This is a genomic window from Mycoplasma sp. 3398 (genome assembly GCF_053851555.1).
Genome location: NZ_JBSQAW010000007.1, coordinates 1 through 16862, shown reverse-complemented (window position 1 = coordinate 16862; position 16862 = coordinate 1). Strand labels below are relative to the sequence as shown.

Annotated in this window: 10 protein-coding genes, 6 tRNA genes and 1 pseudogene; 10 read left to right on the top strand and 7 right to left on the bottom strand. The window is 27.4% G+C overall.

Features of this window, described 5'->3' with window-relative positions:
* Window positions 1–285 precede the first annotated feature (285 nt).
* Window positions 286–1923, top strand: a complete 1638-nt coding sequence (locus tag ACWXVK_RS02540; protein WP_456017142.1) for a DNA methyltransferase — start codon at window positions 286–288, stop codon at window positions 1921–1923.
* The gene (locus tag ACWXVK_RS02535; RefSeq protein WP_456017141.1) at window positions 1916–4552 is read left to right on the top strand and encodes a DEAD/DEAH box helicase family protein; all 2637 of its coding nucleotides are present in this window, start codon (window positions 1916–1918) and stop codon (window positions 4550–4552) included. Before ACWXVK_RS02540 ends, ACWXVK_RS02535 begins: the two co-directional genes overlap by 8 nt.
* Window positions 4553–4868: 316 nt before the next feature.
* Here the strand turns inward: ACWXVK_RS02535 and ACWXVK_RS02530 are convergent, their stop codons facing one another.
* The 3 genes from ACWXVK_RS02530 to truB are packed head-to-tail and all read right to left on the bottom strand — an operon-like array spanning window position 4869 to window position 7438.
* On the bottom strand, window positions 4869–5717 hold the full coding sequence (locus tag ACWXVK_RS02530) for an FAD synthase (protein ID WP_444705152.1): 849 nt from the start codon (window positions 5715–5717) through the stop codon (window positions 4869–4871).
* A 53-nt stretch (window positions 5718–5770) separates the two neighbouring features.
* Window positions 5771–6577 carry a YcsE-related riboflavin metabolism phosphatase gene (locus ACWXVK_RS02525; RefSeq protein WP_438340862.1) on the bottom strand — a complete coding sequence of 269 codons (807 nt, stop codon included), beginning with the start codon at window positions 6575–6577 and terminating at the stop codon, window positions 5771–5773.
* A 9-nt stretch (window positions 6578–6586) separates the two neighbouring features.
* A complete protein-coding gene (truB, locus tag ACWXVK_RS02520) occupies window positions 6587–7438 on the bottom strand; it encodes a tRNA pseudouridine(55) synthase TruB (protein ID WP_444705150.1) in 852 nt (283 codons plus the stop codon).
* Between the two features lie 348 nt (window positions 7439–7786).
* Between truB and ACWXVK_RS02515 the strand changes: the two genes are divergently transcribed.
* Window positions 7787–7862, top strand: a tRNA-Thr gene (locus ACWXVK_RS02515).
* A gap of 5 nt (window positions 7863–7867) precedes the next feature.
* A tRNA-Leu gene (locus ACWXVK_RS02510) sits at window positions 7868–7951 on the top strand.
* Between the two features lie 402 nt (window positions 7952–8353).
* On the opposite strand, the gene ACWXVK_RS02505 is transcribed toward ACWXVK_RS02510, so the two are convergent.
* From ACWXVK_RS02505 to ACWXVK_RS02490, 4 genes are all read right to left on the bottom strand, one after another.
* Window positions 8354–8429, bottom strand: a tRNA-Val gene (locus ACWXVK_RS02505).
* Window positions 8430–8432: 3 nt separating this feature from the next.
* Window positions 8433–8508: transfer RNA gene (locus ACWXVK_RS02500), tRNA-Glu, on the bottom strand.
* Between the two features lie 4 nt (window positions 8509–8512).
* Window positions 8513–8587, bottom strand: a tRNA-Asn gene (locus ACWXVK_RS02495).
* A 108-nt stretch (window positions 8588–8695) separates the two neighbouring features.
* Window positions 8696–8771: transfer RNA gene (locus ACWXVK_RS02490), tRNA-Thr, on the bottom strand.
* A gap of 171 nt (window positions 8772–8942) precedes the next feature.
* Between ACWXVK_RS02490 and ACWXVK_RS02485 the strand changes: the two genes are divergently transcribed.
* The 6 genes and pseudogenes from ACWXVK_RS02485 to ACWXVK_RS02460 form a co-directional block, all read left to right on the top strand.
* Window positions 8943–9383 carry a division/cell wall cluster transcriptional repressor MraZ gene (locus ACWXVK_RS02485; RefSeq protein ID WP_438340860.1) on the top strand — a complete coding sequence of 147 codons (441 nt, stop codon included), beginning with the start codon at window positions 8943–8945 and terminating at the stop codon, window positions 9381–9383.
* Window positions 9377–10291 carry a 16S rRNA (cytosine(1402)-N(4))-methyltransferase RsmH gene (gene rsmH / locus ACWXVK_RS02480; protein WP_456017152.1) on the top strand — a complete coding sequence of 305 codons (915 nt, stop codon included), beginning with the start codon at window positions 9377–9379 and terminating at the stop codon, window positions 10289–10291. The genes ACWXVK_RS02485 and rsmH overlap by 7 nt, the downstream gene beginning before the upstream one ends.
* 3 nt (window positions 10292–10294) lie before the next feature.
* Complete coding sequence (locus tag ACWXVK_RS02475) at window positions 10295–11356, top strand: hypothetical protein (RefSeq protein WP_456017139.1); 1062 nt, start codon at window positions 10295–10297, stop codon at window positions 11354–11356.
* A 66-nt stretch (window positions 11357–11422) separates the two neighbouring features.
* Window positions 11423–12556: a cell division protein FtsZ gene (gene ftsZ / locus ACWXVK_RS02470; RefSeq protein WP_455966233.1), complete on the top strand. Its 1134-nt coding sequence runs from the start codon at window positions 11423–11425 to the stop codon at window positions 12554–12556.
* A 266-nt stretch (window positions 12557–12822) separates the two neighbouring features.
* Complete coding sequence (locus tag ACWXVK_RS02465; protein WP_456017137.1) at window positions 12823–15972, top strand: hypothetical protein; 3150 nt, start codon at window positions 12823–12825, stop codon at window positions 15970–15972.
* A gap of 708 nt (window positions 15973–16680) precedes the next feature.
* A pseudogene (locus ACWXVK_RS02460) lies at window positions 16681–16862 on the top strand (hypothetical protein); the annotation flags it as partial.

The following is a 16862-nucleotide window of genomic DNA, read 5'->3' as shown; positions in this document are numbered from 1 at the left end:
TGGTTATTTTAATTATTTAATTTTCTTTTTCAAAAATAATTTGTAATTAATTAAAAGCAGGTCCTCAATTAGGAATAACTGCTGTTGTATTTATGAATAGTAGTAAAATACTTTCTAATGTCTATAAAATTTTGTTGTATTTCTTAACAATATCACCTTAACTTAGATAAAATTTTTATATAATTCAAACAAAATTATAGTTTTTTACTTCCCGCAACATAAGTGAACAAGATAAGAAATTTAATTATAGTTTTTGCAACAAAAAACCGCAAAGAAAGGATTAATATGGAACTAAAAATCACGTCATTAACTCATTGTTTATTAGATATACTTAAAGATAATAATAAGTATTATTCTTCTGAACAAAATAAGCTTTTATTAGGTAATATTTTTGCTGCAGTTAATAATCATGATAGCGATCTTATGGAGATTCTTTATTCAAATGAGTTAATACGCAAAAATTTCTTTGTTAAGGTTAAAGAAATCTGAATTTTTAATGACAAAAAATTCATAGATTTTATCAATCTAAAAGACTTTATGCCTGATAGTTTTACTTCTTTTAAAAATCGCATTGGCCTTGTTGATAACAATGGACACTTTCTTGACGAAAGCAACGATGTTGTACTTTCATTCCCTTACAAAGATTGTGTTTTAGTTGGCAATCAAGACAAAGATGACCAAAAACGCAGCGAAGTTATGCTTAATGAAACTCTTGGGCTTGATGATATTAACAGACTTCTTGATCCTAAAGCCCTAGTTAATGCAAAACGTTATAGCTCACAAGGAGTTGAACAAAACATATTATTTAATAAAAAAGATAATCTTATCATTAAAGGGAATAATCTTATAACATTAAGCTCTATATTAAAGAGATATGAGGGAAAAGTTAAATGTATCTATATCGATCCACCTTACAACACTGGCAATGATTCATTTAATTATAATGATAAATTCAACAATTCAACATGACTTGTATTTATGAAGAACAGATTAGAGCTAGCCAAAAAATTATTAAGGGATGATGGAAGTATTTTTATAAGTATAGACGAAAATATGAAGTCATATTTAGATATTTTGATTAGAAGTTTGGGATTTGATTATTTTAAAGAGTTAATATGAGAAAGCGGAAAACCTTTTGGGTATAAAGCGACTAGCACCATATGGCCTCGTGTTCATGAAACGATCTACCATTTTTGTAAGGTGCGTAATAAAATTTTTTATAAACCTACCTATACATTTGAATTATCAAGTTCAGGTTCTAAAATAATGACTTCAAGCATTATAAAAGCAAAGGAAAACGGGATTTATTCAATGGATTGGATCGTAGGAGCAAAACAAAGTGTAGGTTTTGGTGCGGGTCAAAAACCTGAAGAATTGATAAAAAAACTCCTTGATGCTACTACAAATGAGGGTGATATTATTCTAGATTTCTTTCTTGGTTCAGGAACAACCGCTGCTGTAGCACACAAAATGAATCGACAATATATTGGTATTGAGCAAATGGACTATATCGAAGACATCACGCTAGCAAGGCTTAAAAAAGTTATTGATGGTGAACAAGGCGGAATATCTCAGTTAGTAGGCTGACAAGGAGGCGGTTCATTTGTGTACTGTGAATTAGCCCAAAATACACAAAAATGAGTGGATTTGGTAAAAAAAGCAACTAGCAAAGACATTGTTTGTGTTAAAGACCAAATACTAAATTCTAATGACATAATTCCTTATTTAAGTAAAGCAGAAATTGAATCTAGCTTAAGTGCTTTTGATTCACTTAGTCTTGATGAGAAAAAAGCTCGTCTTATTTCAATAATTAACAAAAACAAATTGTATGTAAATTATTCTCAAATAGATGATGAGTCATATGGAATTAGTGAAGCTGACAAGCAATTTAGCAAATCGTTTTATGAGGCAGAGAATGAATAATAATTTAGCTGATAAATTAAAAAATATATTAGATTATTTTCCACCTAAAGACCTTGATACATTTATTGTAAATGGACTAAATCCTAAAATTAAATTGAGAGATTACCAAACTAGAGCAATTCAGTCATTTATTTTGTATTATCTTGATGAAGGTAATACAAAATTACGTACTCAAGATAAAATACACAACCTATTCCAAATGGCAACAGGGAGTGGGAAGACAGTAATAATGGCTGCTTTAATTCTATTTTTATATCAACAAGGTTATAGAAACTTTATTTTCTTTGTATCACAAACCAATATTCTTGAAAAAACTAAAGAAAACTTTGCAAATCCAGCAAGTTCAAAATATTTATTTGCTTCGCCTTTAAAATGCTTCAATAAAACAATAAAAATCAATATTGTTGATAATTTTCAAGCTTCAAACATTGATAAAGACTCAATTAATATATGTTTTACAACCATTCAAAAATTACATAATGACATTATTAGTCCACGCGAAAATGCTATGAGTGAATATGATTTTAGCAATCATAAAGTAGTATTTATTAGCGATGAATCTCATCATCTAAATGCAAGCACAAAAGCCAAAAGTAAAGTACAAAAACCCGAGATATTTGAAGAACCTTCTTGGGAAAACACTGTAATTAGTTTATATAATAAACATCCCGAATCGCTTCTACTTGAATTTAGCGCAACTGCAGGTCTTAATCATGAAGATATTAACAAAAAATACATTGATAAGCTAGTTTTTGACTATCCACTTAAAACTTTTAGAGACGAAAAATGAACCAAAAACTTTCAAAACATAAGTTCTGAGACAACATATTGACAAAGATCGCTTATAGCATTAATTATGAGTGAATATCGTCATATGCTTTTTAATGATTTAGGTTTAGAAATAAAACCTGTGGTTTTATTTAAATCAAAAAGCATTGCAGAAAGTAAAAATTTTTTTGAAGAGTTTAAGCAAAAAATTCAAAAACTAAGCATTGAAGACATATTGGCTCTTAAAACTATTGATATTCCAATTATGAAGCAAAGTCTTAGTTACTTTAAAAAAATAGGACATCAAGATTATCAATTATTAGTTAATCTACTTAAAGAAAGTTTTCGTGAGCAAACACTAGTCATTATTAACTCATCCGCTGAAAGCGCGATTGATGCACAAATGCAAGTGTTACTCAATACGTTGGAAGATAAAGACAATGTCTTGCGAGGTATTTTTGTAGTTGATCAACTAAACGAGGGTTGAGATGTGCTTAACCTTTTTGACATTGTTAGACTGCATGATGAACGTCAAGAAAATACACGTGTAAAAACCAACAAGTATACAATCAAAGAAGCTCAATTAATTGGACGTGGAGCCCGTTATTGTCCTTTTGTGTATAACAATGATGAGCAAAATCGAAACAAACGAAAATTCGATGCAGACTTAAGCAATAAATATCGTGTTCTAGAAACTCTTTATTATCACTGCAAAAACGATTCACGCTATATCAATGACCTTCAAAATACACTTAAACAAACTGGTCTTATTGATGATGATAATGGTAAAGTAGTTGAAATTAAACTCAAAGAAGAATTTAAAAATTCAGAATTTTTTCAAAATGCTTTAGTTTGAACTAACAAAAGAGTTCCAAAACAAAATAGTATGCCAAGCGAGCAAGATAAAGTTAATTTTACTAAAACTATTGATTTTAAAGTTAAACAAATTAAGGCTAATGAGGAAAAACTTTTTGATTTAGACACACAATCAGATAATGAAATAGAAGAACTTAAAATTGTTCAACAACTTAATCTTCAAGATGTTGAATATCACATTCTTGAGGGCTGTGCGCTTTATTTTGAAACACTGAAGTTTGATTTTCTAAAATCTAAGTTTTCTAATCTTAAATCACTTCAAGAATTTTTAACTTCATCTGATTATCTAGGTTCAAATGTTAAAATTATCTTTAAGTCTAATGACTCGAAAGCAAAAATAAGTGGAAGAGATATTTTTAGTGCTGTTATGGCTGCGTTTAAACAAATTGAAAATTATCTTTATTCGCTTAAAGATGCAAGTGTAGGTGAAAAAGTTCTACGTCCTAAATATCTTAAAGATGTTATTGAAGATAAATTAATATATGTTGCTAATGTTGAGGATGAAGACGGAAATGGTAACCCTCAAAGTAAAGCAAGCGAAAAACTTAGAATGGATCTTAGTTCTAAAAAATGATATGTTTTTAATGAAAATTATGGAACAAGTGAAGAAAAAGAATTTGTCAAATGATTTAGTGATAACTATGCAAAGCGACTCGAAAACAAAAATATTGAATTCTATTTAGTTAGAAATGAACGTTTTAGTGATCTTGCACTTTATGATTTTGATAGTGGTGATCGTTTTGAACCTGATTTTCTTCTTTATTTCAAAACCAATAAAATAAGTTCGCAAGTATTTGTCGAACCTAAAGGTACACATCTAATCGAACATGATAATTGGAAAGCGAATTTATTGAGCTTGATAAACAGTGACATCAATCTTGTGCCAAATAATGGTAATTGAAGAGTTATTGGTATGCCTTTTTTCAATAAATTAAAAACCACCGAATTTAGTCAAAAAATTGATGATTTTATTGAAAGTCTATAGCATTCGTGCTTTAAAATGCTATCGTAGATAATTTTGTGTAGAGATCACTAAATAGCAAATATTTAATAGAAGATTTTTACACAAAATTATCTACAGTACCGCCAAACAACATATTTGGAAGAAAAATTCTCCAATTTTGTCATGTTGTTTGGTTGTTTTTTGCATAATAAATTTAGATTTTAGTAATTGCTAATCTCAAAAATCTCTTACTATAAAAAGTAAGCCAGAGATAAATTTACACAAAATTTTCTATATTACCTTCAAAATAAGTTTGAGACTGATTTATACAAAATTATCCACAGTATCCAAATTTAATTTATTTAGCAAATCATTTTTTGGCAATTTGTATATCGCTGTCTTGAATTTTATTTTCATGATTAAGACTGATATATCTTATTAATGCTTCAAACTCGACAAATATTTCTTGATACTTGCTTGGAATTATATCAAGATCTAAAAGATAGGCAACATTATCAAAACCTTCATCATTTTTTATGCCAATTTTAACTAAACCGTGATATTCTATATCATTAATTACAACGTTTGTAATATAAATTCCTGATTTAATTTTTTTGATATTTTCAGGATATTTAAAATGAAATTTCTCAAAATTGGTAATAAAAGCATATTTTTCAATAAGTAGATTATTTATTGCCGAAATGTTGCCTTCATCAATTAATTCATTTATTAATGTTGAGGAAATTTTTCTTTTATTAATCTTTCGTTCGTTTGCTGTATAGACTTCAAAATTTTTTTTAAGGTAATTAACATCGCCACTTCTACGAAAGCCAAAATAAAAATCATTACCGCATACAACATATTTAACGTTATTATTTTTTAAATTATTGCAAAAATCATAATGTGAAACATTCATTGTATCTTCATTAACATCAACCAAAAATACGAAATCGAATCCTAAATTAAATAATGTATATAGTCTTGTTTGGACTTGGAAGGCCTTGTTTTCATGTATTTTCGACTTTTTATATGGTTGGTTAAATAGCATAATTGCTAATTTGTAATTTGCCCCTGAATTTTTTAGGTCCTTTGCAATTTTGATTAATTCATAGTGCCCTAGATGAAGAGTTTCAAAACTGCCTAAAACCATAATTAAGTCATTATTTATTTCAAAAATTTGTTTAAAATTTCATTCAAAAATTTTCATATTAATAATTTTACTTTAATTAATAATTTTAAAAATAAATAAAAATTTTACGATTACTCGTAAAACCCTTTTTCTTTTAGTTTGAAATATGGTCCATCTTCAGTAACAGGTAAACAAATTTCATTAGCAACATCTTTAGTGGTATCTTCTCCATTTCCCATAGCTATCCCTAAACCAACTAGTTTTAGCATCTCAATGTCATTTTCAGAATCACCAAATGCAACCATTTCACTTGGCTTAATATCCAACAGTTTGCCCAATACTTCTAGACCCACGGCCTTGGTAATGCCTTTGGCTGAAAGAAATATTCCCCCAGGTCATGTTGCTAAAACTCACATATTCATATTATGGTGTTCGAATAAAATATTAAGTTGCTTAGATCAATATTCGGGATTATTTGTGCTAACAGTGATTAGATAGTTTTTATCATTTTTTGTTTCGAATTCTTTTTCTGATATAAATTTATCTTTATAAGGTAGATAGAATCAGTGATTTAGATTAAATAAATCATTATAATAGCCCCATTTATATCCTACAAATGAAAATGGTATCTTTCTTTCATTAGCAAATAATCTGAACTTTACAAAATCATTATAATCAATAGTTTGTTCAAATATGTATTCATTAGTTTTTAAATCTAAAATAAATGTTCCATTTGCACCAATAAAATAATCAACATATGGATTATGTATTTGTTTTCCGACTGTAAAAATATCACGTCCTGAACAAAGCACATTAATATAACCTGCATCTTTTAATTTGCGAAACATTTCTTTCATTCTTAGAGAAAGTTCATCTATGCCAAATGGTAGCAATGTACCGTCTATATCAAACACAACCATCTTGTACTTGTTATTCATTTTAACCTCTTAACTAGGCAATGAAAATATACGGTTGAATAAAACCTTGTCGAAGGTTATGAAACCGTTATTTATTTGTCCTCAACCAATTATTTGATTATTAAATGTAAAAAGGCCTTTTCCGTTAAAGTTTTTAAATCTATCGAAAAAAACCGATTTTGACTTTATTAATTTCACTTCAAAATGTGTAAGTGTATATAATTTTACTCTAAAAAGAGAGTTTATGTTATTGATTTGCTCAAAATCGAGACTTTCATTTAATTTGATATTCCCAATTTTCTCTCGCTTTAAAATATTTACAACAGCATCCGTTTCAAGATATGTTCCAATATCATGAATTAATGACCTTATGTAAGTTCCTTTTGATACTTTTGTCCTAATGATGAATGATTGTTTTTGATAGTTAAAATCTATTAACTCCAAGTTGTGTATTTTAATATTACATTCTGCTAATGAAAAATCTATGTTTTTTCTAGCTAAATCATAACTTCTTTGTCCATTTATTTTTTTGGCCGAAAAAACTGGAGGAATTTGTTTGGTTTGATTTTTAAAATGTTTTAGCGCATTTTCTAATTGCTCCTTGGTAATCATTTTTTTATTTTTTAAAAAAATAACTTCTTCACCTTCATCATAACTTTTAGAAGAGCAATGAAGTGAAGCTTCAACAAAATACTGTTTTGTATCATTAATAAGTCATGGCAAAACTTTTGTATCATCATCACTAGCAACTATTAAAAGACCTTGGGCTAACGGATCAAGAGTACCGCTATGACCAATCTTTTTAATATTATGTTCTTTTGCAAATTTTTTAATTGCAAAAAAACTTGATTCTCCTCTTTTTTTATTAATCTTAAAAAACATTTTTCCTCAATGTAATTTATTATATCATTTTTAAATTATTTAGTCAATTGAAGGGGTTATTGATGAGATAACTGAATATCAAAAGCTTTATCTTCTTAGTTTTTAAATTAAGTGTTGGATTTATGTATTAACGAAGATTACCATATTTATCATGAGACAAGTTTTACTTGATTTGCTAGTTAAAAAATATCTCTTTATTTTATAAAAAACACTAATTTACTAATTTATAAAAGTGTATAAAATAAAAATAGGTGTTTTGAATCATATTTCAAAAAATTAAAATATATGCTACTTTTTTTATTAAATAACAAAAAAATTATATATAATAATATAGCATTAAATAAGTAAGCCGTTTTAGCTCAGTTGGCAGAGCAACTGACTTGTAATCAGTAGGTCGTAGGTTCAAGTCCTATAAACGGCACCATATATGCGCGAGTGGTGAAATTGGCAGACACGTTAGTTTTAGGCACTAATGCTTCCGGCGTGAGGGTTCAAGTCCCTCCTCGCGCACCATATCATTAAATATGTTGTTTAGAAAGGCTATAAATGCCTTTCTTTTTTATTTTAAATTTTATAATGAAAAAATAATTAATATAATTCAAATTGCGCGCTAAACTTAATATGTTATGAGGAAAATAAAATTATTTGAAATGTTTTCAGGCATTGGCAGTCAATATAAAACCCTTAAGAATTTAGAGCATAAATTGAATTTTAAAGCAGTTAGTTTGGGTGCTTGTGATTTTTATATTGATGCAATTATTTCATATATGATAATTCATTGCGGTAATCGCAATTACTTTTTTTTATAGTTAAAAATCTTATTATGTTGGTTTATTTGTTATGCACTTAAATTAGTGGATAACAAATAAACATAAAAAAATGCCGTGAGGGCATTATTTATTGGTGATTTACAAATGGTGGAGAATGAGGGGCTCGAACCCACGACCCTCGCCTTGTAAGGGCGATGCTCTCCCAACTGAGCTAATTCTCCAAATGGTGACCCTAGCGGGACTCGAACCCACGCATGTATGGATGAAAACCATATGTGTTAACCACTTCACCATAGGGCCATACTGGCGCCGACTATTGGGATTGAACCAACGACCAACTGGTTAACAGCCAGCTGCTCTACCGCTGAGCTAAGTCGGCACTCATATAAGTAAATGCTTAATTATTATAACCTAAAAAAATATTTCTTAATAAAAATTTTTAATTTATTTATATAAGCACCATCATATCTCGTATTATCGGCAATTATGGTGCTGGTTAGAGGTATCGAACCCCCGACCCACTGATTACGAATCAGTTGCTCTACCATCTGAGCTAAACCAGCATGTAAATTATTTTAGCAAATTTTAGTAAAAAAGTAATTTTCTAAATTATTAATTATTCATTTGTTAATTTTAAAAAATATAAATTTGTCGCTTTTTATTAAAAAAATACTTTTTTCAAAAAATAGTTTATAAAAATAGTAAAATTTGGTTGATAGTGGGAGGAAGTGGAAATGTATGGTAAATACGAGCGAAGCTTAGATGACAAGTTAAGAGTTGTCATTCCGCCTAAAATACTTAATGATTTAGGAAAGGAATTTTTTATCACAATTGGTTTTGACAAACAATTAGTTTTGAGAGATAAGGTTGAGTTTGAAAAACTAAAATCTAAACTTGAGGATAATAATTTGCTTAATAGAGATTTGAGAGAATTAAGTAGATTTATCTTTGCAAATACAGAATTAGTTGTGCCAGATAAGTCAAATCGTATTATTATTCCGAAACATTTAGCTTTTAAAACCACTATCAAAAAGGATGTTGTCTTCATCGGATCAGGAAACACCTGTGAACTTTTTGCAAAAGAAGTTTATGATGCAAAAGAAAGATATTTCGAAGATGAAATTGACATTAATAATCTAGCTCAGAAATTATTTGAACAAGGGGTTAAATTATAGAAAAACATATTCCTGTTTTGCTAAATGAAGTAGTTAGTTCATTAGACATTAAGCCAAATGGGATTTATCTTGATTTAACTTTAGGAAGAGCTGGACATAGTGTTGAAATTTTAAAAAAAATAAAAGACCAAGGTAACGGGAGACTTATTTGCTTTGATAAAGATATTGAAGCAATACGTGATTCCGAACAAAAATTAAAATTAGTGAGTGACCTTTTTATATTAGTTAAGAGTGATTTTAGATTCTTGAAAGAAGAATTAGCGAAACTTAATATTGAAAAAGTTGATGGAATCTTAGTTGATCTAGGCGTATCTAGTCCACAACTAGATGATGCTAGAAGAGGTTTTTCATATTCACAGGATACAAAACTGGATATGAGAATGGATTTGGATGCAGAACTTAATGCACATATAATAGTCAATGAGTGAGAAGAAGATAAAATTGCACAAATTTTATACGATTATGGTGATGTAAAGCTAGCAAGAATAGTTGCGAAATCAATTGTTAAAAATAGACCAATTAGTACTTCTTTTGAATTAAATGAAATTATTAAAAAAGCATTACCAGCCAAAATTGTTAGACAAAAGAATCCATCGAAAGCTGTATTTCAAGCTTTAAGGATTGCGGTTAATGATGAATTAAATGCATTAGATGATTTGCTAAATCAGGTTATAGATTTATTAAATGTTAACGGCAAGTTAGCTATTATAACCTTTCATAGCAAGGAAGATGCAAAAGTCAAAAGATTCTTTCAAAATTTAAATTATGTAGATCCTAAATTAAAAAGATTGCCAGTTCAGACTGAATTAAAGTGAAAACAAAAAATTATTTTTCCTTCTCAAAGCGAATTTGAGAATAATAAAAGATCACGTAGCGCAAAAATGAGAGTGATAACAAAAATAGGTTAATTTATGAAGAAAAGTGTTATTATAGCATACAAATTTGAGGTCAGCAGTTTTTCTGTTGAGGTTATAGAGCAAAATTCTTTTGGAAATATTTTGATTTATAAAAGAAGCATTAGTAGCACAATTTTTAACCTATTTGAGTTAGATTCATTTATTTGCAAAACTAAAAAAGAAATTGAAGCAACCATATCTTTGACAATAAAAAATGTTGTTGTAGTTATTCAAGATTCACCTTTTTTGAAAATTAATAAGAAAATAATTTCTAATAAAAGTAATCAAAAGCTAACTAATTATGAATTAGCCAAGAAACTATACTACTTAGAAAAATCAAATAGTAATTACTTATTTGATTACTCATATCTAAATAATGATAATAACAATCAATTAATAAGTCTTAATCTTTTAGAATGAAATGTTGCTAAAAACATTTTTAATCTATTTAAGAAAAATAACCTAAATATTTTAAAAATTTATGACTATGAATTCCTTAAAAATATTTATTTTAATCAACAAAGAGATTCTGGAATAGCTACCCAAATTTATTTAGATGATTACAGCTTGAAATTAAATGTTTTAAAAAATGATGTAGTTATAATTAAAAAAAATGTTAATTTAGGAATAGATTATTTAATTGAATTCATTGCTAAACAATTGAAAACTACCAAAAAAATAGCTTATACTAAATTTAATTTATGGCAATGTAACTTAAATTCTGGCAATAATTTATTATTTAAAAAAGTTCTGGGATATTATTTAAAAAAAATTAATGATTATGTTGAATCTTTTTTAAAAAATATAAAAGATATTAATATAAAAGTTAATTTTAATGTAAGTAATAGCAAATTCCTAGAAACTATAAAAACGTTTAAAAACTTTAAAATTTTAAGTTATTTATCAGACAAAGCTTATTGCGCAATTGATGTTATTAGTTATGAAATGATGGGAATTATTAATCTTGTTAACAAAAGACAAAATACTATTAAAGAAATGACTATAACCTCTGAATTATTTATTTTAGACGTAAATAAACGAGAGGAAAAAGGATATTCTTTTAATTACAAAAAATAAAATCAATTTTATTTATATAATTTAGTTAAATTAAAGATAAAGTAGAAAAAAGTAAGGAGTACTGCCATGCCAGAATTTGAAAATTTCAATTCCGTTGCTAATATTAAGGTTATCGGTGTTGGTGGTGGTGGAAATAATAGTATTCAAAGTCTTCTTGATACAAAAATTGATGGATTAGAATTTGTTGTTGCAAACACAGATAGACAAATTCTAGATAAATTTGATAAATCACTAACACTACAATTAGGTGATAAAAAAGGTATCGGGGCTGGTGCTAATCCAGAAATTGGAAGACAAGCTGCCGAGCATTCAACACATGAAATAAAGGAAAAGATAAAAAATGCTAGCCTAGTGGTCATTACTGCTGGGATGGGTGGCGGCACCGGTACTGGAGCAGCCCCTGTGATTGCCAAATTAGCTAAAGAACAAAATTCTTTGGTAATAGCAATTGTAACTACACCCTTTTCATTTGAAGGAAAAAAGCGAAGTCAGATTGCACTCCAAGGGATTGAAGAATTAAAGAAAAATGTAGATTCTTATATTATTATTTCAAATGATAAATTGAAAGAATCTTTTGGCGAAATTTCTTTTAAGGATGCTTTTAAGGTTGCAGATAATATTGTTAAGCAATTTATTAGAACTGTTGTCGATATTATAGCTGTACCTGGTTTGATTAATTTGGACTTAGCCGACCTAGAAACGTTAATTAAAAACAGTGGCGAAACCATTGTAGGAATCGGACAATCAACTGGTGAAAATGCGGCGCAGAAAGCAATGCATAATGCGATAAGCAGTCCTATTTTAGAAAGTAATATAAAAGGTATCACTAAGGCAATAGTTTATTTTTCGTCATCAAGAAATAGTACTATCAATGATTTTGAAGCCGCAATTGATGTTTTAAAGAATGTTGCTGGCGAAAATATTGATGTTATATTCGGCGTTGGTTCTCCTGCTAATGAAGAAGCAGAAAAACTTGGTGAAATTTATGTATCTGTAATTGCTACAGGAATAAATAGAACCAACAATAAAGAAGAAAATGATTTTAAACTCACAAATAGTGAAATCGAAAATCATACAGATGATGATACACAAGAATATTTGACAATTTCAGGTTTTGATTCATCTAAATCTAAATCCCATTTGAATAATAAATATTCAAATGATGATGAAAGCAATGAAATTATTTACAATAAATTTTAAAATAAGAAGATGTAAGAATTCCTGTTTTAAAAGTAAATTATTTTAGAGAGAGGCAGTTGCCTCTTTTTTATTACCCAGGGTTAAAAAGCATGAATATATTGGATAAATAAGCTAAAACATATACAAATTTTATCATTATTATAAATAATGATAGCCTTACAAAATAAGCAACTTTGCGAAAAAAAAAAAAAAAATGTAACATATAACCTATAAAAATTGAAAAATATTTGAAAATGATAGCTTAAAAAAAGAAAGAGTATAAATTTATGGAAAACACCAGCGAAAACAAACAAAAAAAGAAAAGACGTGGCAACATTATTTTAGCTTTATCCCTTTCACTATCAATCGTTGCAACAGGCGCTTTGGTTGCTTATTATTTCTTAAATGCCAATAAAAATGGAGTTAATAGCGCAAATGATATTAAAGGTTTAAAAATAAAGGACCAGAAAATTGCTTCAAACTCAGCAGTGTTTAATTTGAAAAATATTGATGAAAATGATAATATGGATAGAACATTTTTAGTTTTATTTTATGCCAAAAAAACACCATATGAAATAGTTAGAAAGTCTTACACAGTCGGAAAAAATAGCGAAAATATGCATTTTGGGATAAATAATGAGAAACCGTTATCTCCTAATACTGATTATGAATTCCAGATGGTTTATAATAATAAAATTGTTTTTATTCATCAATTTAAAACCTTAAAAGCTGAGCAAAAATATTCACAAGATGAATTAGATAAAACAAACAGCGAACTAGAGAAAGCAAAGCAAAATGATTTATTAAAAAATAGGGATGTAATTTCTAAGGCAGAAGAATTAAACAAGGCTAATGAAAAACTAAATAAAACCAGGAAAAATAAGGAAGCTTTGGAAAAACAACTTCAACTTATTAAAGAAAAAATAAAAGCGCTTGAAAAATCAAAAAAAGATGCGGAGCAAAATAAACAAGAATTAGAAAATAGCGTTATTTATGCGAATAATGAGTTAGATAAACTAACCAAAGAATTAAATGAAGCAAATAGGAAACTAGAAAAAGCTAAAAATAAGGTTAAAAATGCTCAAGAAAGCGTTGAATCTTTAACTTCTAACGCTATTGATATAGATAATGATTTGGCAAAGAAAACTAAGGAATTAGAAGAAGCTAAAAAAGAATCAGAAAAAGCTAATAATACTATAATTGCTCTTAATAGTGATAAAAATAGAATAAATAATGAATTAAATAATGCTCAAAAACAACTAGATCAAGCAAATAAACAACTTAATGATGCAAAGCAGGAAGTAAGTGAGACAACTCAAAAACTGAATAGTCTTATTTCTGCCAACATTGAACTAAACAATCAAGTTCAAGAAGCAAGTAGACTTGAAGAAGAAATTTCCATTGACACAGGTCGTATTTTTAAAGAATTAGAGGAAGCAAATAATAATCTAGTAAAAGCAAAGGACAATCAAAAAAACATCTTAAAACAAATTGAAAATTCTAAACGTGAATATCAAGAAAAAGAGCAAAATTTTAATCAAATAAATAATGAATTGGAAGAATCAAAAAGATTATTGAAACAGGCTCAAGATACACAAAATAACTTACAAACACAATTAGATGAAATTAAAAAAAATAAAAAGCAAAAAAATGAAGAGATTAATAAACTAGGTAATGAAATAAAATTAGTTGATGAAACCATTAAGAAAATAGAAAAATTGATTGCTGATATTAGAAATGACGAAATCGATAAAGATCGTTATGCTAACCAGTTAAACATTGAATATGAAATTTTGAAACAAAATTTAAAACTCGCAAATGATCTTAAAGATGGTGCTGCTGAAAGTTCTATAAATATCGAAAAAAGAATTAAGCAAAATTTAGAAGAAATAAAACAAAAAAAATTAGATATAGCTGAATTTACTAATCAAAAAAAATTATTAGAAAATAACCTAGTTGAACTAGGGAATAATCGTACATCTATGAGAATCAAGATCGGAGAAGTATCTGAATTGGTTGAAAAAAATAAGAAACTAATTGATTCATATAATAAAAATATAAGTGATTATCATAAAACATTAGATAGAATTGCTGAGGCCAATGGATCTGATACTGGTATTGGTGATGGAGGAGTTGCGGCGGAGGATAGAATTTGAGAGATAATTGATCGACTTCAATCTGAAAAGAGTAGTATTGAGAAAGATTATGAAAGGGCACAAAAAGAATTGGCAGAATGGGAAGAAAAAAAGAAAAAACTCGAAAAGGAAATTGTGCCAGTAGTAAAAGAATATTGAGATTTTGATGGAAAAATATTACAAGCAGAGAAAAGACTGTTGGAGTTAACTAAAGAAAAAGACGAAAATATTGAAAGAAAAGCCCAATCTGAAAAAAAACTAAAAGAAGCTGATGCTAATGTAGCAATCAAAGAGAAGCAAAAGAATGATAAGTTTGAATTATTACAATTGGCAAGAGCAGAAGCCGCTGAAGCTAAAAAACGTAGAAAAGATGCAGAAAACAATTTAAGATTAACTAAGGAAAAATGAATAACAAAAAATCAAGAGATTCAAGATGCTAATAATGCATTAAATAGTTCTAATGATATTTTAGCTGCATTGGAACAAAGCCTAAGGGACGCAAAAAAAATTGTGGATGAAAAGCAAAAAGAAGTAGCTAAAAATGAGAAAAGTAAAAGTAATGTTGAAGTGCAAAAGCAAAATTCTTTTATGAATAATAAGAGATTAATGAAGGCGCTTGAAAGTATTAACAATGATATTTCTTTAAAAACTGATGTGTTAAATCAAAAAAGTAACGAATTAAGTGATTTAAATAAAAGACGTGAACTGCTAGCTTCTAATAAAAATGCATCTGTGCAAAAAGCTAACAAGAATAATATAGAATTGCAAAAAGTTCAACATGAATTAAATAGTGCTAATCATAAAGTTCAAAGTTTGTTTGAAAATGTAGGCCAAAAAACTAAAGAAGTAGAGCGAATAATAAAAAAACTGCAAGATATTGAAAAAGCTATCAATAAAACAAATAATAATAATAATAATAATAATAATAATAATAATAATTTAACAAATAAAAAACAAAAAGAATATGAAAATGCTAAGCAAAAAAATGACGCTGCTTTACTGAAACTAAATAATGAAAAATATAAACTCAAAGAAGCACAAAAGGAATTAGAAAAAATAGCTATTGAAATTAATCTAAAACAGCAAAAATTAGAGAAAGCAAAAAATAAATTTAATGATATTTATAGTCTTAATCAAGAAATAATTAAAACAATAAACGATGCTGATTTAAGTATTAAAAATATTCTTAGCGAAAGTGATAATATAAAAAAACAAATTCTAAAAAATGAAAAAGAATTAAAATTAGAAGAAGAAAATGTATCTGTTAAAGAAAAAGAACTTCAAAAAATAAAGAAGCAATAAAATAATGCATAAACATTTCATAAATTCACTAAGGGAATGCTGAAATGCTATTAGATTAATAAATTTTTCAGAAGTTAAGAGGTATCGTTTAGCTTAAAAAATTAAATAAACTTTAACTTAAAGCTTGATTTTTTAAAAAAAATAAAAAAGGTAGCAAAAGTAATTTTGCTTTCCTATAGCCCTCCATTTAAGTATAAAAATAAGGAACATAATTTAAATCTTTTTAATAAGGAAGTGTAAGAATTTTTTGTGTAAATTAATTTCTAGCTTACTTTTTATTAAGAGATTTGAGAATGGTAATTACACAAATTTAAATTTATTATATAAAAATAACCAAACAACAAAATAATTGAAAAAATTTTTGTATCTGATGTTTGGTTATTTTTTTGTTATTTATCATTTGTGTCTACTGAGAAATTGAGTCTGATTAAAGAGATGCCTTAAATTGGAAACAACATTATCTCATTTTTTAAGTTAATTTTAATTGTAAAATTCTCATAAATATAATTATTTGACGAACAAGTTAATGATAATGATACCTTTATTTTTGCATATGTTTTTGATAATAGCAAATTCGTAGTAAAGCTAAAATAATATGTTATGGCATACAAAAAAACAAATTCTTGCTATTTTGCTACCAAATTTTGCAAAAAAAAAAAAAAACTATAATTTTGTTTTGTATATAAAAATTTTATCTAAGGAGATATCATGAAGAAATCTAACAAAATTTTATTAACATTAGCAAGCATTTCAATACCTTTTATAACAGCTGCAACTGTTATTTCTTGCAGTTCAAATAATGATAAAAAACCTAGTGATCCTAAAATAGATGATCAAAAGAAACCAGAAGATCCTAAAAAGAATGAAGAAGGCAAAGAACAAGAAAAGAA